This window comes from Serratia bockelmannii, from assembly GCF_008011855.1.
GTDB classification, from domain to species: Bacteria; Pseudomonadota; Gammaproteobacteria; order Enterobacterales; family Enterobacteriaceae; genus Serratia; species Serratia bockelmannii.
This window is the reverse complement of the sequence record NZ_VOUX01000003.1, coordinates 357,817-378,652: the sequence shown is the minus strand read 5'-3', so window position 1 is coordinate 378,652 and position 20,836 is coordinate 357,817. Positions and strand designations below refer to the sequence as shown.

Genomic DNA, 20,836 nt, shown 5'->3' with positions numbered 1-20,836 from the left:
ACAGTATCGACGCTGGCACCAAGCAGGCGTGGTGAACATAATTGCGGGAAATAATGAAGTTTCAATCTTATATAATTCACCAAGCTTATAATTAATTCCACCACGTTACGATAATGTAAATTAATTGCTACATCCGGTATAACTATTCCCCTCCTGGCGGCATTGTCGGAATAATTCCCCTTTGCTAGCCTTCCTGAAGCCACTTAATTAACTGGACTGACTCATGGCCGAAATCACTGATTTTATGAAACTGGATATGCGTATTGGCGAAATTATTTCCGTGGAATATAACGACAAGGCATTAAAGCCCGCCTATAAGCTGCGCATTGATTTCGGCGAAGAAATTGGCATTAAAAACAGCTCGGCGCAATTATGCGAAAACTATCAGGAAGATGATCTGATTGGAAAAAAAGTCATCTCCGTCGTTAATTTCCCCGCCAGGCGGGTTGCCGGATTTAAATCTGAAGTGCTGGTACTTGCCGCGGTCACCCGGGATCAAGGCACTGTCTTGCTGAAACCCGATGTCGACGTGGAGATCGGCAGCAAGATTTTATAATCGCCACATCATTCGTGAGGCCACCGAGAAATGCGACAGTTATCCCTGCTTGATGAAGTTAAGAAGGCGTACCAGGAACACCGTTCAGCCTTTATCCCCGGCGCCACCATGCAAGCGATCCTGCTGGCGCTGGGCGCGCGGCCGGAAGATTTCGCCAGGCTGCAGCAGGTCAGCGCCAATCTGGCGGACGATCCCACACTGCCTTTCCGCAAGTCCAGAAACGGCCGCTTCTGTTTCGACTTCGATCGCGCCCAGATTGAGCGGCTGGAGTTCCAGCCTTTCGTGCTCTCGGTCGAGGAAGACTTCATCCGCTACGATTCGGGAAAGGTGCGCCATTTCCGCGGCATCAACGACGATCTGCAGTTGAATACGGCATTTCAGGCACTGATGAAATTCAAAGCCTACGTGATCGATGGCGTGAGCGTGACGCCGCGCCCCCGGCTTAATCAGGAAATCAACAAATTCGTCTGCACGGTGTTCAACCTGCGCACCGTCACCACGCCGCAGATGTTGGGCGAACCGGCGCTGGAAGGCGTACACAGCGACGGCGTCGACCACACCATGACGACCTTCCTCGGCTGCGACAACATGACCGACGACAGCGCCAAGACCTTTATTCACGATATGCGCGAAACCAGCGGGATCAAATTCGATCGCGCCCGGCCGGAATGGATTTTGGGCGAAATACAGCATCGGCATTTCCTCGATACCCTGCTGATTGTCGACCATGAGCGCAAACACAGCCTCTCACCGGTGGAAGCGCAGGACAAACGCCGGCATTCGACCCGTGATATGCTGATCTTTTTCACCCGTAAACCGGTCGAAGACGGCCACGTCTCCTTCGCGTATGACTCTTTTAAACCGCATATCGAAATCCCGCTGTCGATAGACATGGTGGCGCGCGCGAGCTAACGCGCTGCCGGGCCGGCCGCCAGGATCCCTCTGTGCGGCCGGTTCACGCCGGGGTAAACAGCGCTGGATTAATCAGGTTTTTGTCGCCGAATTATTATATCCTGCCGGACGAAAATTTTTGCGGGCTTACGCTGCCCCACGCGCCTCCTCCTGCAGTGCTTCATTCTGCAGCCAGGCCGTTTATTTCATGAATACAGGCAGTGCCATACCGTTATGACCAAGAGTTTATCCCCGAAAGACATTATCGCCCTGGGCTTTATGACCTTCGCCCTGTTTGTCGGCGCCGGCAACATCATTTTCCCCCCGCTAGTGGGGCTGCAGTCCGGTGAGCATCTGTGGCCGGCCGCCCTCGGTTTTATGGTGACCGCCGTCGCCCTGCCGGTGATTGCCGTGATCGCGCTGGCGCGCGTCGGCGGCAGCATCAGCCTGCTGACTGGCCCCATCGGCCGCACAGCCGGCCTGCTGTTGGCGACCGTCTGCTATCTGGCGCTCGGCCCACTGTTCGCCACCCCGCGAACCGCCAATGTTTCTTTCGCCCTCGGCATCGCGCCCTTCACCGGCGACGGCGCCCTGCCGCAGTTCATCTACAGCCTGCTGTTCTTTACCCTGGCGATGGTCGTGTCGCTGTATCCCGGCCGCTTGCTCGACAACGTCGGCCATATTCTGGCGCCGCTGAAAATTCTGGCGCTGGCCGCGCTCGGCATCGCCGCCCTGGTCTGGCCCGCCGGTGCGCCGGTCTCCGCCGTCGGCAGCTATCAGGCCGCGGCGTTTTCCACCGGCTTCGTTCAGGGTTATCAAACCATGGACACGCTGTCGGCGTTGATGTTCGGCTCGATTATCGTCACCGCCGCCCGCTCGCGTGGCGTCAGCGACAGCGGCCTGCTGCTGCGCTACACCCTGTGGGCCAGCCTGATCGCCGGCGTCGGCCTGACTCTGGTCTATATCTGCATGTTCAAACTTGGCGCCGGCAGCGGCAGCCTGGTCGAGAGTGGCGCTCAGGATGGCGCGGCAATCCTGCACGCCTATGTGCAGCACACCTTCGGCGATCTGGGCAGCGTCTTTATGGCGGTACTGATGTTCATCGCCTGCCTGGTGACGGCGGTCGGCATGACCTGTGCCTGCGCGGACTTCTTCTCTCGCTACCTGCCGCTCTCTTACCGCACGCTGGTGGTTATCCTCGCGCTCTTCGCCATGCTGGTCTCCAACATGGGGCTGGCCAACCTGATCCGCGTCTCGCTGCCGGTGCTGACGGCGATCTATCCACCCTGCATCGCGCTGGTGTTGCTCAGCTTCAGCCAGAACCGCTGGCGCAGCGCCAAGCGCGTGTTCGCGCCGGTGATCGCCACCAGCCTGGTGTTTGGCCTCGCCGACGGCCTGAAGGCCTCCAGCTTCAGCGGCCTGCTGCCGACCTGGTTCGATAAGTTGCCGCTGGCCGAACAGGGTCTGGTCTGGCTGCAGCCTACGCTGCTGGTGCTGTTGCTGGCGGCGGCTTACGACCGGTTGCGCAGCGCCGAAAGCATCAAGACCGCGTCGTAATCGCGGTTTCCGCCCATAAAAAAAGCCGGTCATAATGACCGGCTTTTTTATCGGCTTGCGCCCGGCCGCTTACTTCAGCAGCGCCTGCGCCTTGGCCACCACGTTGTCCACGGTGAAGCCGAACTCGGCGAACAGCTGCTCCGCCGGCGCCGACTCACCGAAGGTGGTCATGCCCACGATGGCGCCGTTCAGGCCCACGTACTTGTACCAGTAGTCCGCGATACCCGCTTCCACCGCCACGCGCGCCGTCACCGCCGCCGGCAGCACCGACTCGCGGTACGCCGCATCCTGCTTGTCGAACGCGTCGGTCGACGGCATCGACACCACGCGCACCTTGCGGCCCGCTGCGGTCAGCTTGTCCGCCGCTTCCACCGTGATACCCACTTCGGAGCCGGTGGCAATCAGGATGACGTCCGGCGTGCCCGCGCAGTCTTTCAGCACGTAGCCGCCGCGGTACACGTTCGCCAGCTGCTCTGCGCTGCGCGGCTGCTGGGTCAGGTTCTGGCGCGAGAACACCAGCGTGGTCGGGCCGTCGTTGCGCTCGATACCGTACTGCCACGCCACCGCCGATTCCACCTGGTCACACGGGCGCCAGGTGCTCATGTTCGGGGTCACGCGCAGGCTCGCCAGCTGCTCCACCGGCTGGTGGGTCGGGCCGTCTTCGCCCAGACCGATGGAGTCGTGGGTGTAGACGAACACGTTGCGCAGCTTCATCAGCGCCGCCATGCGCACCGCGTTGCGGGCGTATTCCACGAACATCAGGAAGGTCGCCGAGTACGGCAGGAAGCCGCCGTGCAGCGCGATGCCGTTGGTGATGGCGGTCATGCCGAACTCGCGCACGCCGTAATGAATGTAGTTGCCCGCCGGGTCAACGTTCAGCGCTTTCGAGCCGGACCACATGGTCAGGTTGCTCGGCGCCAGGTCGGCAGAGCCGCCCAGGAACTCCGGCAGCACCTTGCCGAACGCTTCCAGCGCGTTCTGCGACGCCTTGCGGCTGGCGATGTTGGCCGGATTGGCCTGCAGTTTTTCCACGAACGCCTTGGCGTCGGCTTTCCAGTCCGCCGGCAGCTCGCCGTTCATGCGGCGCTTGAACTCGGCAGCCAGTTCCGGGAAGGCCTTGGCGTAGGCGGCGAACTTGTCGTTCCAGGCCGCTTCTTTGGCCTGACCGGCTTCTTTGGCGTCCCACTGGGCGTAGATGTCCTGCGGGATTTCAAAGGCGGCGTATTTCCAGCCCAGCGCTTCGCGGGTGGCGGCCACTTCGGCGGCGCCCAGCGCGGCACCGTGCACGTCATGGGTGCCGGCCTTGTTCGGCGAACCGAAGCCGATAACGGTCTTGCACATCAGCAGCGACGGCTTGTCGGTCACCTTGCGGGCTTCTTCAATCGCGGCCTTGATGGCGTCCGGGTTGTGGCCGTCAACGTTGCGCACCACGTGCCAGCCGTAGGCTTCGAAACGCAGGGCGGTGTCGTCGGTGAACCAGCCGTCGACGTGGCCGTCGATGGAGATGCCGTTGTCATCGTAGAAGGCGGTCAGCTTGCCGAGCTTGAGGGTGCCGGCCAGGGAGCAGACTTCGTGCGAGATACCTTCCATCATGCAGCCGTCGCCCATGAAGGCGTAGGTGTGGTGGTCGACGATGTCGTGGCCAGGGCGGTTGAACTGCGCCGCCAGGGTGCGTTCGGCGATGGCGAAGCCGACGGCGTTGGCGATACCCTGGCCCAGCGGACCGGTGGTGGTCTCAACGCCTGGGGTGTAGCCGTACTCCGGGTGCCCCGGGGTTTTGGAATGCAGCTGACGGAAGTTCTCCAGCTCGCGCATCGGCAGGTCGTAGCCGGTGAGGTGCAGGAGGCTGTAAATCAACATGGAGCCGTGGCCGTTGGAGAGCACGAAACGGTCGCGGTCAGCCCAGTGCGGGTTAGTCGGGTTGTGGTTGAGGTAGTCACGCCACAGGACTTCGGCGATGTCCGCCATGCCCATAGGGGCCCCCGGGTGGCCGGAATTTGCTTTTTGTACGGCGTCCATGCTGAGTGCGCGGATGGCGTTGGCAAGCTCTTTACGAGAGGACATGTTTTACTCCAGGTCGGATAAAAAAAGCAGTCAAGTTCCCTATTTTCTCAGACTCCACATCACAACGGCAATCCCTAATGCCAAATGAGAGCGAGTTCACCACTTATTAGCACGATTGGACGCTTTTTCGGAATAACACTATTCTCGCCTTAGCTGGCGTACACTAGGCTCTTGCGACAAGATTTCCTCAAAGCAAAATGACTCTTTTACCTTGTTACCTTCACAGGAAGATGGCGTTATGAAGATCCGTACCTCTTTGATTGCGTTGGGCATTGCCACCTTGGCAACCGGCTGTCAAAACCTGAATACCGAAACCTTGATGCAGTCCGGCGCGCAGGCGTTCCAGGCGGCGACCCTGAGCAACGACGACGTTAAGGCCCTGAGTGATAAATCCTGCGCCGAGATGGACAGCAAGGCACAAATCGCGCCGGCCGGCAGCACCTACGCCAAGCGTCTCAACAAAATCGCTGCGGCGCTGGGCGACAACATCAACGGCACCCCGGCCAACTACAAGGTCTACGTGACCAAAGACGTCAACGCCTGGGCGATGGCCAACGGCTGTATCCGCGTCTACAGCGGCCTGATGGACATGATGAACGACAACGAAGTGGAAGGCGTGCTGGGCCACGAAATGGGCCACGTGGCGCTGGGCCACACCCGTAAAGCGATGCAGGTGGCTTACGGCACCGTGGCGCTGCGCACCGCGGCGTCCTCCGCCGGCGGCGTCATCGGCTCGCTGTCGCAGTCGCAGCTGGCGGATATCGGCGAGAAACTGGTCAGCGCCCAGTTCTCGCAGAAGCAGGAGAGCGAAGCGGATGATTACTCGTTCGATCTGCTGAAAAAGCGCGGCATCGATCCGAACGGCCTGGCCACCAGCTTCGAAAAATTGGCCCAAATGGAAGCCGGCCGTCAGAGCAGCATGTTCGACGATCACCCGTCTTCCCAAGCGCGCGCGCAGCACATTCGCGATCGCATCGCGGCAGAGAAGTAACAACGAGAACGCCCGGCAACCGCCGGGCGTTTTTTATCGTCTCAATACAGGGTTTTCTGCGGCGGCCCGGCGAAGGTCAGCGGCCCGACCTGCTTCATGTCCACCTCGACCACCGACGGCCCCGGGTAGTTGATCGCCTCGGCCAATACGCCGTTGAACTGCGCCGCCGCCTCGACCTTCCAGGCTTTCAGCCCCATCGCTTCGGCTATTTGAGTAAAGGCCGGCGTATGCAGCTCGTTGTAATACTGGCGCCCGGCGAAATACTTGTCCTGAATGCCGCGCATCACGCCATAACCGCCGTCGTTCATGATCAGCAGGGTGATGTTCACCTGTTCCTGCGCCATGGTCGCCAGTTCCCCCAGGCCCAGCGCCAAACCGCCATCGCCCACCAGCCCCACCACCTTGCGCTGCGGGTTGGCGATCGCGGTGCCGATCGCCATCGGCAGCCCCATGCCGATAGCACCGGCCAGCGAGTGAATGTTGCACAGCGGCGAGATCGCGCGGAACAAACGGCTGCCCCAGACGCTGCCGGAAACGGTGATATCGCGCACCAGCAATCCGTCCTGCGGCAACGCGGCGTCGATGGCGTCGTTGAGTTTGGCGTATTCGCCGGACTGTTGACGCAACGCGCTCTCCGCCTGCTGCACCGCCCCCGCGATCTCGGCATCCCACTCGGCGTTAACCTTCTCGCCGGGGCTCAGCCGCGCCGCCAGCGCCGTCAGCAGCGCCGCACAGTCGCCGTTGATCTGCTCATCGGCCAGGTAGTTGCGGTTGGCCGCCGCCGGATCGATGTCAATCTGCACCAGCGGGCGCGGCAGCGGCAGCGTCCAGGTGCGGGTTTCATTACTGCGCAGGCGCGAACCAGCCACCAGCGTCAGGTCGCACTGCGTCAGGATCGCCTCGATGCTCGGCGAGTTGTGGAACGCCCGCAGGCTGCGCGGATGGCTGTCCGGCAGAATGCCGCGCCCGTGGGTGCTGGAGATCACCGCCACGCCGGCGTCCGCCAGCTTGCGCACCGCGTCGCCGCAGGCCAAGGCGCCACCGCCTAACCACAGCAGCGGACGCTTGGCCTGTTTCAGCCGCTGATGCAGCCGCTCCACCGCCGCATCGTCCGCCTTCGGCAGCGGCGCCGGCGCCAACGCTTCGGTCAGCACCGAACGGGAAACCAGGCTGCTTTGAATATCGATCGGGATCTCGACCGCCACCGGGCCACAGGGCACGGTTTGCGCATCCAGGATCGCCCGCTGGATCACCGCCACCGCCTGCTCCGGCGAATTGACCCGGTAAGCGCGCTTGGAGCAGGCGCGCAGGAAGCCGAGCTGATCGCGGGTTTCATGAATAAAACCGGCGTCGGCGTCCAGATAGGCTTTTTCCACCTGGCCGGTGATATGCAGCAGCGGCGTGTTGGCGTTGAGCGCCTCAATCATCGCCCCCACCGCGTTGCCCGCGCCGGCGCCGGTGCTGGTCAACGCCACGCCCAGGCCGGAGAAGCGCCCGTGCGCGTCGGCCATGGTGACCGCGCCCGCTTCGCCGCGCGCCGGCACGAAGCGAATTTTATCGCGCTGCCCCACCGCATCGGCGATCGGCAGATTATGAATCGAAATGATGCCGTACATCGCCGACACCGCGTACTGTTCCAGAGTCCGGGCTATCGCCTCGCCAACCGTGATTTTATCGCTCATCATCTGCCTTCTTAGGGTAGTCGTTATTAGGGTTATGCGTAGAGGTGTCGGCCTAGTCGCTCCAGCGGTTCACCTGATGGCTCAGCGCCAGATACACGCTTTTCTGCTGCATGTAGGCCTTGATGCCGTTCAGGCCCTTTTCGCGGCCCAGCCCGCTTTCCTTGAAACCGCCGAACGGTGTAGAAATCGAGAACGTTTTGTAGGTGTTGATCCAGACGGTGCCGGTTTCCAGCCGCTCCGCCAGCGCCATCGCCCGCGGGAAATCGCGGCTCCAGATGCCGGCCGCCAGGCCGTACACCGAGTCGTTGGCCTGTTCGATCAGCTGTTGCTCGTCGTCGAACGGCAGCGCCACCAGCACCGGGCCGAAGATCTCCTCCTGGCACACGCGGGCGTCATTGTTCAAGCCTTCAATAATGGTCGGCAGGTAATAGCTACCGCTCGCCAGTTGCGGATCGGCCGGCGCTTCGCCGCCGATGATCACCCGGCCACCCTCCTGCCGCGCCAGCGCCACGTAGTCCGCCACGCTTTGCCGATGTTTGGCGCTGATCAGTGGGCCAAGATGCACGCCCGGCACCAGCGGGTTGCCGATGCGCAGCCCCGCCGTCAGTTCGGTCAAGCGCGCCAGCAGCGGCTGATACAGCGAACGATGCACGAACAGCCGCGATCCGGCGATGCACGCCTGGCCGGCGGAGCTGAAAATGCCGTAGCAGATACCGCGCGCCGCCTGTTCCAGATCGGCGTCCTCCAGCACGATGGTCGGTGATTTGCCCCCCAGTTCCAACGAGGTGGGGATCAGCTTGTCGGCGGCGATATGCGCCAAATGGCGCCCGGTACTGGTCCCGCCGGTAAAGGCGATCTTTTTCACCCGCGGATGGCGCGCCAACGCCTCGCCGATCACCGAACCTTTGCCCGGCAGCACGCTGAGCAGCCCGGCCGGCAGGCCCGCCTGTTCGAACAGCTCGGCCAGCTTCAGCGCCATCAGCGGCGTCGCTTCGGCCGGTTTGAGCACCACCGCGTTGCCCGCCGCCAGCGCCGGCGCTACCTTCTGCATTTCACTGGCGATCGGCGAGTTCCACGGCGTAATGGCGGCGATCACCCCCATCGGTTGATACTGGCTGAGCGTCATCACCTCGGCGCTGCGCGGGGTCGGCAGCTCACCTTCCAACACCTCGCAGGCGGCCGCGAAGTAGCGCGCGGTCGCCGCCGCGCTGGCCACCAGCCCGCGGGTCTCCGCCAGCGGCTTGCCGTTGTCGCGGGTCTGCAGCTCGGCCAGCTGTTCCTGCTGCGCCAGGATCAGGTTGCTGACGCGGTAGAGGATCGAGGCGCGTTGGTGCGGCACCAACCCACGCCACTCCGGCGCGCGCCAGGCGCGTTCCGCTGCCTCCACCGCCTCATTCACGTCCTCGACGTTAGCGGCACGCAGCCGCGCGTTGACGCTGCCGTCAGCCGGGAATACCGAAGCCATCTCTTCGCCACGCCCTTCGCGCCAGCGTCCGGCGACAAAAATATTCAATCGTTCCATGCTCCGCTCCTGCCGTTCAGGCAATAAAACCGCCGTCCACCAGACGGCGGCAGGCTTGTACCGCGCTCAGCGCCGCCAGGGTTGATGTTTTGGGATTGCTCGCCAGCGGGGTGCCGCTCAGCTCGATGTGAAACTCGCCAAAATCGCCGCACACTTGCAGGCGATGGGTATTGCGTCGGGTGGCGGGATCGACCTGCAGGCGTACCCGGGTGGCGTCCATCCCCAGGCCGTTGAGCGCAATGGTGGCCGCCACGTTGGCATTAGCCGGGAACAAACGCGCCGCTTCACGCGCCGAACCTTCAAAAAACACCTGCGCTTCACTCACCGCATCGAGATCGATCAACTGTTCCGCCGGGCTGCCGCGCCAGCTGGCCGGGCTTTTACTGGCCTGATAGGTCACGCTCTCCAGCCCGCCTTCGCGCGCCGACGCCAGCCCGTCCATCCCCGCCACCGCGCCGGACAGCACGATCAGCTGCCCGTGATGGCGGCGGCAAACCTGCTGCAGCCGCTGTTGCAATGCGGCGTCCGCCAGCGCGCCGGTCGAGATCAGCGCCAGCGGCCAGCCGCGCTGCAGCACCGCTTCGCCAAACTCCGCCACCGCCTGCTGGCTGGCGCACTCCAGCACCAGATCCGGCCGCTGCGAACACTGCCCAGGATGGGCCAGCGCCTGCACCCGCCCGCCAAAAGCCTCGGCGATCGCCGCATGATGAGCTGCGCGCGCCAGGATCCAACCGACCTCCACGCCTTCCGGCAAACGGGCGATCACTTCCTTCGCCATCGCGCCGTAGCCAATCATCATGATCTTCTTCATCTTTTTCGGCCCCTGCTACACATGGCGGTTAAAGCCGCCGGAAACGTCCAGCGCCGCGCCGGTGGTAAAAGAAGCCAGCGGCGAAGCGAGGAACAGCAGCGCCTGCGCCGGCTCCTGCGGCTTGCCCAGGCGCTTCATCGGGATGCCGCGCCGTTCGGCGATCGCCGCCGTCCACTGCTCCCAACTTTGATCTTTATCGCTGCGATCGTCGAAACGGCGGCGCCATTGACCCGACTCCACCATCCCCAGCAAGATCGAGTTAACGCGAATACCTTTGTCCACCAGCTCTTTCGATAGCGTCAGCGTCATGTTGAGCAGCGCGGCACGCGCCGCCGAGGTGGCGATCATGTGTTCTTCCGGCTGCAGCGCCAGCAGCGAGTTCACGCAGGTGATAGACGCGATCGCCGATCGTTCCAGCGCCGGTAAGAACGCCTGCACCGGGTTGATCACGCCGAACAGCTTCAGCTCGGCCTCATGCAGCCAGGCCTCGCGCGGCGTCTGGTCAAAATGGGCGACGAAGCCCTGACCGGCGTTGTTGATCAGCAGATCCACGCCGCCGAAACGCGCCGTCACCTGAGCGGCGAACTGCGCCACCTGCTGCGCATCCAGCACGTCGCAGCGCAGCGCCAGGATCTCCGCCTGCGGGAAGTCCGCGCGCAGGCTGGCCTCCGCGCCGGCCAGTTTGTCCGGATCGCGGCCGCAGAACGCCACCTTCGCCCCTTCGGCCAGCAGCAGCTTCAGAGTTTCGAAACCGATGCCCGACGAGCCGCCGGTCACCACCGCCACCCGATCCTCAAGCTGAAAATTCATCGTTGGATTGCTCCCGTAAAATCCCGCAGATAGCGGTTGAAACACGCCGGCGCGTCGAGGTAGCTGGCATGACCGGCGGCGGCGATCAGACGCAGCGTCGCGTCTTGCTCACGCGCCAGCTCGGCCGCCTTCTCCGGCGGCGTAATGCGATCCTGTTCACCGCACCACACTTCCAGCGGGCCGCGATAGCGCGCCAGATAGCGACCGATGTCGTCGTTGGCCAGCATCCAGGCGGCACTCAGAAAACCGTCGGGATCGAGCTGTTGCATGCCGTTGCGCACCCAGGCAATGTCCTGCGGATCCGCCTCTTCATGCAGCAAGGCCGCCGCCCGCTGCTCGCCGTAGCCCACCGGCCCCAGCGTCTCTATCATCTGTTGGCGCTGGCCGTATACCTGCCGGCGTTTTTCCTCCGGCGCCGTGGCATAGCCCTGCGCCGGATCCGCCAACACCAGCCCACATAGCCCGTCCGGATAGCCGGCGGCGTAGGCGCTGCCGATCAGCGCCCCCAGTGAATGGCCGACGATCAGCGGCTGCGCCAGCTGCAGCTCAGCAATCAGCGCCGCCAACGCCGCCGCATAACCGGCGGCATCGGCCTGCGGGTCCGCCAACGGCAGGCTGCCGCCGTAGCCCGGCGCGTCCCACGCCAACAGACGGTGACCGTCCGTCAGGCCGCTGTCGTTGAACTGCTTGATCCACGAGGCGGAACCGGAGCTGATGCCGTGCAGCAACACCACCGGCCGCCCCTGCCCGGCCTCGCGCCAGCTCAGGGTGTACGCCCCGCAGCGCGCCCGTTGGCGTTGCGCCAGGCCGTTCATCAGTTGCGCTTCACTTTGGACAGCGGGTGATCCGCCGGATAGGTCGGGATCTCCGGCTTGGCGGTGCCGAGCATCACGCACATCAGCGCCTCTTCCTCGCCGTGGTTGAACAGGCCGCGGTACACGCCCGCCGGCACCGAGATCAGATCGCGCTCTTTCAGCCTGGTTTCGTAATACTCTTCACCATCCTGGATCATCAGCGTGATGCTGCCTTTCAGCATGAAGAACACTTCTTCCACGTCGTCGTGCAGGTGCAACGGGCCCTCGCACTTCGACGGCAGCACCATGGTGGAAAAGGTGAAGTTGCCCGCCGGAATGGTGTTGGCGTCGCTGGCCACGCCGGTGGCGCCGGTGCCGATATAGCGCATCTGCGCGCGGCGGTATTTCGGGTCAAAGTCGGCCTGGAATTTCAGCGCGTTCCAGTCGTATTTGCGGCCCTCGAAACGGGCGATGCGCGACTCTACCCAGTTTTCCATCGACAGATCCTGCGGCTTGACGCCGGCTTTGTTCTCAACCTGAGACATGTTGTCACTCCTCTGTTGAATCAAATGGTTATCCCCTTCGTCTTTCACGCTGTGGCGTTGTTGGCTGCATTCGTTCACACCAGTCACTTACCGCAGTAAGCTCCTGGAGACTCACGAACTTGCCGCCTAGCCACAGCATGAAATCCATTGGGCTTAGCAATTGTTAATTCAGTACTTTCTCAGCAACGGCAGCAGAATGAGGCAGCCGACGAACGCCATCACCACCAGGAACAGCAGGCCGTTATCCATATTGCCGGTGGCGGCGATCAACGCCCCCATCAGCACCGGCGCCAGCGCGCCGGCAAAATTGCCCAGTCCGTTGAAAATGCCGCCGGCGGTGGCGCTGACCTTGCTGCTGGTCGCCTTCGCCAACAGCGCGAAAATATTCGGTGCGCCGGCGCCCCACATAAAGGTGCTGAAGGCCATGGCGGCGATCACGCTGTAGGTGCCCTGCAGGTGCAGCACCACCGCCAGACCGAGACCGGCGCCGCACAGCGACAGGAAGCAGGCCAGCGCGCGCCGATCCAGCTTGTCCGACAGCCAGGCGCCCAGCACTTCGCCGAGCAGCATGGCGATGAACGGCAGCGAAGAGAGGTAACCGGCATGTTCCAGATGAATGCCTTTGCCCTTGATCAGATAGCTCGGCAACCAGCCGTTCATGCCCCACAGGTAGGTCAGGAAGGCGATATTGAACAGGCAAATCATCCAGAAATGCGGGCTGCGCAGCAGCTCGCGGCGGTGCTGTTGGCGTTCGGACACCGCCGGCTTGGCCGCCGCCGCCGGGCGCGAGACGTTCAGGTGGCGCATGCCGAACAGCACCAGCAACATCACCGGCAGCGTCAGAAACGCCATAAAGAAGAAGGTGGTCTGCCAGTCGAAGGTATTGAGGATGTACAGGGTGACCGGGAAGCCGAGCGCGGCCCCGAGCGGCGTGCCGAGCAGCCACAGCATGGTGGCGCGCGCCTGCAGCTGCGGCGGAAAGGCCTGACGAATAATGGCGTAGGCCATCGGCAGCAGCGGCCCTTCGGCGATGCCGAGCAGAATGCGCAGCGTCATCATGGCGTGATAGGAACGCACCAGCCCCATCAATACCATCAGCACGCCCCACACCACCATCATGCCAATCAATACTTTTACCGGGTTAAGCCGATCGCCGATGCCGCTGAGCAGCATCGAGGAGATGCCGTAGGAGAACAGAAACGCGCTCATCAGCAAGCCCAGCCGCGCCGGGTCAAAGCCGATCCCTAACGCCTGCTGAAACTCGGCGTCGGAAAACAGCGCCGCGATGCTGATCTTGTCGAAAAACGCCAGCAGCACGCAGGCGAACAGCGCGATCGGCACCGACCAGCGCACCCGTTGCTGCGGATTTTCGGCAACGGCTTCCCCCGCCCGTCCAGCGCGGGCGTCAATGTCTTGCGTAGTCATAAAACGCTCCCGAGGTTCGGGCGTTATTTCAACGCCATCAAAGAAAACTCCGCATCCGCCAGCTGCTGCGGATCCAGCACCCGGCCGCTCGCCAACCAGCGCTTGCCGAGCTTGATGGTGCGCGCGTCGTTGAACGCCACCATCTGCACCAGCTGCCGATCGGCGTTCAGCGTGAAGAACACCTGCGACTGCGGCGTGCGGCGCACCACATGGTGCACGCCGCCGCTCGGCACGCCGAGGATCTGGATATTGACGTCATATTGATCCGACCACAGCCAGGCCACGTCGTCATACGGAGCGGCAAAGGCGTCGAGCATCGCGCAGGCGGTGCTGATGGCCTGATTTTGCGCGTAGGCCCAGGACTGCAGGCACAGGCCAAGCGTCGGGTGGCGCGCCACGTCGCCGGCGGCGAAGATCGCCGGATGGCTGGTACGCCCTTGGCCGTCGACCACGATGCCGGACTCGATCGCCAGCCCGGCGCTGCGCGCCAGTTCGAGATTCAGCTCGACGCCGATCCCCACCACCACCAGATCGAAGGCCTGCGGATCGCTGACTTCGCTGCCGATCCAGGCGGCGCCGTCGCGATCTTCCAGCGAGATCTCGCCGCAGCCACACAACACCGTAACGCCCTGCCGGCGATGCAGTTCGAGCAACGCCTGCGAGACATCGGCGCCGACGCTGCGCATGCATAGCGCGGGCTGGCGTTCAAACACCGTCACCTCGGCGCCGAGACGGCGCGCAGAAGCGGCGATCTCCAGCCCGATCCAACCGCCGCCGACGATCGCCAGACGGCGGCAACCTTGCAGGCCCTGCCGCAACCGGGCCGCATCGTCCCAGGAACGCAGCGTCATCACGCGCGGATGCTGCGCCCAGGCGGCGCCCGGCACACGCGGCCGCCCGCCGGTGGCGATCAGCAGCTGCTCGAACTGCAGCCGTTGCCCGTCGCTGAGCGTGACGATTTGCTGTTCAGCGTCGATGGACTCGGCGCGCAGCGGGCGACGCCAGTCGATATTCAGCTCCGCCACCGCCTGTTCGCTGAACAGCCGACTGAGGGGAGCCGCGGCATCCAGCAGCGCCGCTTTCGACAGCGGCGGCCGCTCGTAAAAATCGTAGGGCTCGTCGCTGACCACCGTCAGCCGGCCGCTGTAACCGCGGTCGCGCAGCGTCTTGGCCGCCCAGCCGCCGGCCTGGCCGCCGCCGACGATGACGATGCCCGTCTGTTCTGGCCGGTTCATAACGCTTGCGCCTTTTTATGCTGGCGGCGCGTATCGTGATCGATGCCGCCCTCTACCGCCCATTCGGTGAAGGAGACCAGCGAATGCTCCAGCTCGCGCGGCTGCCAGTTTTCCGTCAGATAATCGTCGTTGGTGTAATACTCGAACGCACCGCCGGTCGGGCTGTTGACGTACCAGAAATAGGCCGAGGAAATAGGGTGGCGGCCGGGGCCGATAAAGGTGCTCCACTGCTCTTTGTTCATGGCGATGCCGCCGCCGATCACTTCATGGATATCGCGCACGGTGAACGCCACATGGTTCAGGCCGCGTGGGCGGTTAGGCAGCTTCAGCAGGAACAGGTTATGGTGGCCGCCGCGCGCCTGGGTGCGCAGGAAGACGGCGCGATCGATATAGCGATCGGAAACCTGGAAATCCAACAGCTCGCGATAGAAACGCTCGGTCGCCGCCAGATCTTCAACGAAGAACACTACGTGGCCAATATTGATCGGTTGCGCCTGCGAATAGACCGGGCTGGGTTGATCGATGCGGCGCACGTCGCCCCATTGGTTGATCGGCGTGACCGGCACCTCAACCGCCTGCTGGCGGCTGACGACGAAGCGCAGCGTCATGCCGTTGGGATCGAGGCATTCCAGCTCTTCTCCCACCTGACGGAAGCCGGGCATCAACGCCAAACGCGGCTGCAGGCGCGCCAGATCGGCGGGTGAGCCCACGCCCCAGGTCATGCGGCGCAGGGTAGAACCGCCTTCAAACGCCGCAGGCAGCGCCGCGCTTTGCAACGGGTACAGGACAACCTGCGCCCCGCTCAGGGTGGTGAATTCGCGCTGCGGTTCGCCCCAATGTTGCGTGGCGGGCTGCAGGCCGAAGTCTTGCATGAATTTTTCGCAGGTTGGCAGATTTTCGACGCCAAATTCCAGTTTTTCGATTCCGATTACGCTCATTGTTCAGCCTCACGTTCTCGCTGCATACGGTTTTCAGGCATGAGTGAACCCCGGCCCCTGTTTGCTGTGGGCCTTATCCCTGCCTGAGTGAAAGAGTCGGTCCTGTCGGTTAGCCGACGTTGGCCTGCGGCGGCGCGCCGAGGAAGCCAGAAATTTTCTCCGCCGCATCGCGCACTTCCATGCGCAGCCGCTCGCGATCCGCTTTCGGGATCTCATCGGACGGCACCATGATGCTGACCACCGCCTCGACCCGCTGCTCACGGTTGAAGATCGGGTAGACGATCGAGGAGATGCCGTGGCGGAAGAACGATTCGCCGATCACATAGCCGCGCGCCTTGTCTTGCTGCACCATCTGCCACAGCATTTCGCGATCCGCCGGGGTGCCCGGCGCGTTGCCCGGCAGCTGCGCGTCCGGATAGAGTTGTTCGAACTCGCTGCGGGTAGCGCTGGTCAACAACATGCGGCCGAGCGAGGTTTGGTGCACCGGCAAGCGGGTGCCGACGCTGACCTGATTGATCTGTGAACCGGCGGCGCTGACGCGGGCGATATAGATCACGTCGCGCCCGTCGCGGATCGCCAGATGGCTGCTGCACTGGCTGCGATCGCGCAACTGCTCGATCACCGGCTGGCCGGCCTGCGCGACGTCCAGCGACGCGATGTATTCAAAACCGAGACGCAGCACCTTGATGCCCAGTGCGAAGGTATTGGTGCGCGGATTGCGCTCCAGAAAGCCCAGGTGCTCGAGCGTCTGCACCACGCGGTAGGCGGTGGCCTTCGGCATATCGACCAGGCGATGCAACTCGGCAAAAGTCATTTCCTTATGCTGCTCGCCAAACGCCAGCAGCAACTGCAACCCGCGATCCAGTCCCGGGATCAGATACTTACATGCTTGCTCGTCCGCCATCTCTCGCTCCTGCGCTGTGCGCCTGCCCTGCGGGCCGTCAGTTGAATACGAAGCCGCCGTTGACCGGCAGCAGTTGGCCGGTGACGAAATCCGCCAGCGACGACAGCAGATAAAGTACCGTACCGTTCACATCGTCCGGATGCTGCGCCCCGGCCAGCGCGCGCCCCTGCTCATACAGCTGATGGCGCTCGGCGGGCACATACTCGGTGGCCTCCACCCGCGTCAGGCCCGGTGCGATGGCGTTGACGCAGATGCCCTGCGGGCCCAGCTCGCGCGCCATCGAACGGGTCATTGCAATCACCGCGCCTTTACTGGCGACATAGGCCATCAGGCGCGGCGCGCCCCACAGCGCAGTGTCCGACGCCACGTTGACGATTTTGGCATGCGGGTTGCGTGCCAGCAGCGGCACCGCCGCCTGGCTCACCAGCCAGGTACCGCGCACGTTGACCTGCATCACGCGATCCCACAGATCGATATCGTATTCCATCATGGTTTTGCCACCGACGCCGGTCGCCAGCGCCGCGTTGTTCACCAGGCCGTCGATCCCGCCGCCAGCGGCGATCTTCTCGAACGCCGAACGGATCGAATCCGGTGACGCCAGGTCGATCGTCTGCGTTTCCACCCGAGCGCCCTGCTCGCGCAGCGCGGCGCCGCTCGCGGCCAGCTCATCCGCCAAGATGTCGCACATCACCACCTGCGCGCCGGCGGCGGCGATGGCGGCGGCGAAGCTGTAACCCAGGCCGCGCGCCGCACCGGTGACCACGATACGTTTACCGTTCAACAGGCCGTTCACTGCGCCGCCTCCCGCTCGCGCAACGTCGCCAGCTGTTTCTGCGCCTCTTTCTGCATCAGGCGGCGCAGGCGTGAAAGACCGACGTCGTGCTGGTACAGGTATTCGCGGCCACGGGCGTTAGGTGCCATGTTCTCAAGCACGATGCGATCCTGCTCAAGCACGTCCCAATGCAATGATTCCAGGCGGTTGCGGTACATGAAGCGCCACATGTCGCGCTGCCAGTCCTTGACCTTACGGATGCGCCAGAAGAATACCCGGCAGTGATCCTTGTCTTCCGGCACCACCATGCCGATGATCCAGAAGTGACCACCCGGCCCAAAGCGCTTCTTGTACGGGATCGACAGGCGCATCCAATACGCGCCGCTGCTGCCGAACTCCACCCAGTCGAAGTTGACGCCGATCTGGCCGTTTTTCTTGAAGATAAACCCGCTGTCGGTCGGCTCCAGCGCCATGTCCGCCTTGCGATCGCCTTCCGCCATCGAGTGTGAGGAAGAGTGCAGGTAGGTGCCGTGCATCGGATCCATCACGTTTTCCAATGCGTACTGGTAGTTGCAGTCCCAGCTGGCGGTACACAGAAAATTACTGTACGACGCTTCGTCCGCCAGCTCTTGCGGGAAAGTCAGCGCCGCCGGCGCTTCATCCGCCGTCACGCCGAAATAGAGAAACACTGCGCCGTAGGCTTCTTTGGCCGGGTAAGACCGCAGGCATTTTTGCCCCACCAGCGGGCAGCGATCCACCGCCGGCACGTCTTTCACCGTTCCGTCGCCGCCGACTTCCACCCCGTGATACCAGCAGGCGATGCGATCGCCGAGGTTCCACCCCATGGAAAGCCGCGCGCCGCGGTGCGGGCAGCGATCTTCCAACGCGTGGATCTGGCCTTCACCGTCGCGCCACACCACGATTTGCTGCTCGAGACGGGTGATGCCGACCGGGTTGTTGCCCACTTCCCAACTGGCCAGCACCGGATACCACATGCCGCGCAATCCCTGGTCAAGATAGTCCTGCAGGCTCTGTTCGGAGGATGTTGTGTTTGCTGTCATTGTCTTCTCCCGGATGTGGCTCAGAAACCGTTAACGTGAAGGAATTCGCGGAACGTCGCCTCATTCCACGGTTGGCCGCTGCGATCGAACAGGCGGCGCTGATTCAACGCGCTGACGATCTGCTCCAGCTCTTCCGCCCCCTGATCGAAGATCGTTTCCAGCGCCGCCACCAGCGCGGTTTCGAAACCGTCCGGCACCCGGGCGCGGTTTTGCCAGATGACATTGCGGAACTGGCCCGGCTGATGGATTTGGCCGTTGCCGCCTTCGCGGGCCGGCGTCACCTGTTGGGTGTCCGGCAGCCAGGGATTGAAATCGGTGATGTGCTGCATGATTACTCCTCCGCGATAAAGGTGATCTGGATTTGGTTGTCGACCACCCGGGTGGGATAGGTTTGCAGATCGCGGCCGCCTGGCTCGCGCAGGCACTGGCCGGTGCGCACGTCAAACAGCGCTTCGTGCAGCGGGCACTCAACCTTACCGTCGTCTACAAACCCCTGGCTGAGCAAGGCATAAGCATGCGGGCAGACGTCTTCCAGCGCGTAGTAGTTACCGTCGAGCAGGTACACCCCGATCTCTTTTCCTTCCACTTTGCCGGAGAAAGGAAAATCTTCTTTCACCTGAGACACTTCGCACACATTCTTCCAGCTCATTGCTTTTATCCTCTATCTGATTGTTTCATATATGAAACTCAGTTTCTTATTTAATACAGCCACTATAAGTCTGGCGAAACTTTCGTCAAGCGAGCGGAACGGCAAATGTTAATGAAAGGTTGTTTAAAAATGACAAATGCGGGAGGGATCACGAAATCATGCACCGATATGAAAAACCTATGTCAGTTGTGCGCTCTTCCGCTAATTTATGGCAAAAAATGCGTTGATCCCGGCGGCGCATTGCGCGTAAAAGTGTTTTCTCACTGTCTTTTACACTCAATTTAATAACAATTAATTTACATTGATCAGCCTCGTCCCCCGCGTTTGCGCGTAATGGCCTCCGCGGGCGAGTTTACTGCTGCCTGAATTCGTCAACCGCTCGCATTGAGGAACGCGCCGTGCAACAACGTCAACGCTGGTTTGGGGTGATCGCCCTGCTGTTTCTGATCGTTATCGCCTATGCGGATCGGGTTAATATCGCCGTGATGTTGGTCAATCCCGACTTCCTGCAACACTTTCAACTCGGCGGCGACCGCGCCCATCAGGGCACGCTGATGACGGTGTTTTTACTCGGTTACGGCCTGTCCGCCATGTTGCTGACGCCATTTCTGGAAACGCTGATGGGTTACCGCCGCGCGCTGACGCTGAGCGTCGTGCTGTGGGCGCTGCTCACCGCCGCGTCGCCGCCGACGAGCGTGGCAAACCCAACGCGGTCAGCGCGCTGGGCGTCTCGTTGGGGCTGGTGATCGGCTTTCCGCTGGTGAGTTTTCTGATGGCGCACTTCGGGTGGGCGATGTCGTTTCACCTGCTGGCACTGCTCAACCTGCTGTTGGGCCTGGCGCTGGTGCGGCGGTTCGTTCATCCGCTCGCCTTACCCTCATCTTCACGCCCCGCCGATCCTCAGCCGGTGTTGAGCCGCGTCTGGCACACCTTCGCGCTGGCCTGGCGCACACCGATGCTCGGTTGGATCCTGCTGATCGAGATCGCCACGCTCAGCTACCTGTGGGGATCCAGCGCCTGGCTGCCGGCTTACCTGACTGATGAAAAAGGATTCTCCATCAAGCAGATGGGATGGATGGCCGCACTGCCTTTCATCGTCAGCATCGCCTCAAAATACCTCGGCGGCGTGCTGCTCGATCGTATCCGCCCCTATCAGGCGCCACTGATCTTCGTCTTTGGCGGCGCGGCGACCGCACTGTGCATCTATGTCGTAATGAACAGTCATCAGCTTGGCTGGATCGCCTTCTTCCTGCTGGCGGCCAACGCCTGTTGGGGCGCACAGGGCGCGGCAATCCCCACTCTGCTGCAGCATTATGCGCGGCCGGAGGCGGTCGGCAGCGCCTATGGGCTGATCAACGGCATCGGCAATCTGTTCTCGGCGTTTGTGCCGATGGCGATGGGCATGGTGATGGCCAGCCAGGGCAAGGTGTCCTCGGGCTTTGCGGTACTGATTGCCTCACAGCTGCTGACGCTGCTGGCGGGCGGCGCGCTGTTTAGCCGCATGTTGCTGGCGCGCCAGGTGAAACGGGCATAAATCCGTTTCACCGTGTTCTACGGCGGCAAACCGAAAGCGTTGAGAGGGTGCTCATGGATCTGGACGCCAACAACCAGCAGACGGGGGCCCCCCCC

Annotated in this window: 19 protein-coding genes and 1 pseudogene; 5 read left to right on the top strand and 15 right to left on the bottom strand. The window is 62.7% G+C overall.

What is annotated here, in order from left to right:
• Window positions 1–223: 223 nt before the first annotated feature.
• From FOT55_RS06300 to brnQ, 3 genes are all read left to right on the top strand, one after another.
• On the top strand, window positions 224–556 hold the full coding sequence (locus FOT55_RS06300) for a tRNA-binding protein (protein WP_147823242.1): 333 nt from the start codon (window positions 224–226) through the stop codon (window positions 554–556).
• 30 nt (window positions 557–586) lie between these two features.
• Window positions 587–1,468, top strand: a complete 882-nt coding sequence (locus FOT55_RS06295; RefSeq protein WP_025304191.1) for a 2OG-Fe dioxygenase family protein — start codon at window positions 587–589, stop codon at window positions 1,466–1,468.
• A 213-nt stretch (window positions 1,469–1,681) separates the two neighbouring features.
• Window positions 1,682–3,004, top strand: a complete 1,323-nt coding sequence (gene brnQ, locus FOT55_RS06290) for a branched-chain amino acid transport system II carrier protein (RefSeq protein ID WP_147823241.1) — start codon at window positions 1,682–1,684, stop codon at window positions 3,002–3,004.
• 69 nt (window positions 3,005–3,073) lie between these two features.
• Here brnQ and tkt read toward each other — a convergent pair whose 3' ends face one another.
• Window positions 3,074–5,068 carry a transketolase gene (gene tkt / locus FOT55_RS06285; RefSeq protein WP_025304193.1) on the bottom strand — a complete coding sequence of 665 codons (1,995 nt, stop codon included), beginning with the start codon at window positions 5,066–5,068 and terminating at the stop codon, window positions 3,074–3,076.
• A 238-nt stretch (window positions 5,069–5,306) separates the two neighbouring features.
• On the opposite strand from tkt, the gene loiP reads away from it, so the two are divergent.
• Complete coding sequence (loiP, locus tag FOT55_RS06280) at window positions 5,307–6,059, top strand: metalloprotease LoiP (protein ID WP_016930039.1); 753 nt, start codon at window positions 5,307–5,309, stop codon at window positions 6,057–6,059.
• Window positions 6,060–6,100: 41 nt separating this feature from the next.
• Here the strand turns inward: loiP and FOT55_RS06275 are convergent, their stop codons facing one another.
• The 14 genes from FOT55_RS06275 to FOT55_RS06210 all read right to left on the bottom strand — a co-directional run bounded on the left by FOT55_RS06275 (window position 6,101) and on the right by FOT55_RS06210 (window position 19,207).
• Window positions 6,101–7,741, bottom strand: coding sequence for a thiamine pyrophosphate-binding protein (locus FOT55_RS06275; protein ID WP_147823306.1), 1,641 nt, complete (start codon window positions 7,739–7,741; stop codon window positions 6,101–6,103).
• Window positions 7,742–7,793: 52 nt separating this feature from the next.
• Window positions 7,794–9,263 (bottom strand): aldehyde dehydrogenase, encoded by a 1,470-nt coding sequence (locus FOT55_RS06270; protein WP_049208798.1) that lies wholly within the window; start codon window positions 9,261–9,263, stop codon window positions 7,794–7,796.
• Window positions 9,264–9,279: 16 nt separating this feature from the next.
• Window positions 9,280–10,074, bottom strand: a complete 795-nt coding sequence (locus FOT55_RS06265) for an aspartate dehydrogenase (RefSeq protein WP_025304196.1) — start codon at window positions 10,072–10,074, stop codon at window positions 9,280–9,282.
• A gap of 15 nt (window positions 10,075–10,089) precedes the next feature.
• Window positions 10,090–10,884, bottom strand: a complete 795-nt coding sequence (locus FOT55_RS06260) for an SDR family oxidoreductase (RefSeq protein WP_060434492.1) — start codon at window positions 10,882–10,884, stop codon at window positions 10,090–10,092.
• On the bottom strand, window positions 10,881–11,699 hold the full coding sequence (locus tag FOT55_RS06255) for an alpha/beta fold hydrolase (protein WP_025304198.1): 819 nt from the start codon (window positions 11,697–11,699) through the stop codon (window positions 10,881–10,883). Before FOT55_RS06255 ends, FOT55_RS06260 begins: the two co-directional genes overlap by 4 nt.
• A complete protein-coding gene (locus FOT55_RS06250) occupies window positions 11,699–12,223 on the bottom strand; it encodes a cupin domain-containing protein (protein ID WP_004937634.1) in 525 nt (174 codons plus the stop codon). The genes FOT55_RS06255 and FOT55_RS06250 overlap by 1 nt, the downstream gene beginning before the upstream one ends.
• Before the next feature lie 168 nt (window positions 12,224–12,391).
• On the bottom strand, window positions 12,392–13,648 hold the full coding sequence (locus FOT55_RS06245; RefSeq protein ID WP_043141251.1) for an MFS transporter: 1,257 nt from the start codon (window positions 13,646–13,648) through the stop codon (window positions 12,392–12,394).
• A 23-nt stretch (window positions 13,649–13,671) separates the two neighbouring features.
• On the bottom strand, window positions 13,672–14,883 hold the full coding sequence (locus FOT55_RS06240) for an NAD(P)/FAD-dependent oxidoreductase (RefSeq protein ID WP_060434493.1): 1,212 nt from the start codon (window positions 14,881–14,883) through the stop codon (window positions 13,672–13,674).
• Window positions 14,880–15,821 (bottom strand): VOC family protein, encoded by a 942-nt coding sequence (locus FOT55_RS06235; RefSeq protein WP_060434495.1) that lies wholly within the window; start codon window positions 15,819–15,821, stop codon window positions 14,880–14,882. The genes FOT55_RS06240 and FOT55_RS06235 overlap by 4 nt, the downstream gene beginning before the upstream one ends.
• A gap of 109 nt (window positions 15,822–15,930) precedes the next feature.
• Window positions 15,931–16,725 carry an IclR family transcriptional regulator gene (locus tag FOT55_RS06230; protein ID WP_025304202.1) on the bottom strand — a complete coding sequence of 265 codons (795 nt, stop codon included), beginning with the start codon at window positions 16,723–16,725 and terminating at the stop codon, window positions 15,931–15,933.
• A gap of 37 nt (window positions 16,726–16,762) precedes the next feature.
• Window positions 16,763–17,518 (bottom strand): SDR family oxidoreductase, encoded by a 756-nt coding sequence (locus FOT55_RS06225; protein WP_147823240.1) that lies wholly within the window; start codon window positions 17,516–17,518, stop codon window positions 16,763–16,765.
• Window positions 17,515–18,558 (bottom strand): aromatic ring-hydroxylating oxygenase subunit alpha, encoded by a 1,044-nt coding sequence (locus FOT55_RS06220; RefSeq protein ID WP_147823239.1) that lies wholly within the window; start codon window positions 18,556–18,558, stop codon window positions 17,515–17,517. Before FOT55_RS06220 ends, FOT55_RS06225 begins: the two co-directional genes overlap by 4 nt.
• Before the next feature lie 20 nt (window positions 18,559–18,578).
• The gene (locus tag FOT55_RS06215) at window positions 18,579–18,887 is read right to left on the bottom strand and encodes a recombinase-like helix-turn-helix domain-containing protein (RefSeq protein WP_004937617.1); all 309 of its coding nucleotides are present in this window, start codon (window positions 18,885–18,887) and stop codon (window positions 18,579–18,581) included.
• Window positions 18,888–18,889: 2 nt separating this feature from the next.
• Window positions 18,890–19,207: a non-heme iron oxygenase ferredoxin subunit gene (locus FOT55_RS06210; RefSeq protein WP_004937614.1), complete on the bottom strand. Its 318-nt coding sequence runs from the start codon at window positions 19,205–19,207 to the stop codon at window positions 18,890–18,892.
• A gap of 398 nt (window positions 19,208–19,605) precedes the next feature.
• Between FOT55_RS06210 and FOT55_RS06205 the strand changes: the two are divergent.
• Window positions 19,606–20,741 (top strand): annotated as a pseudogene (locus FOT55_RS06205) (MFS transporter).
• The last annotated feature ends 95 nt before the right edge of the window (window positions 20,742–20,836 follow it).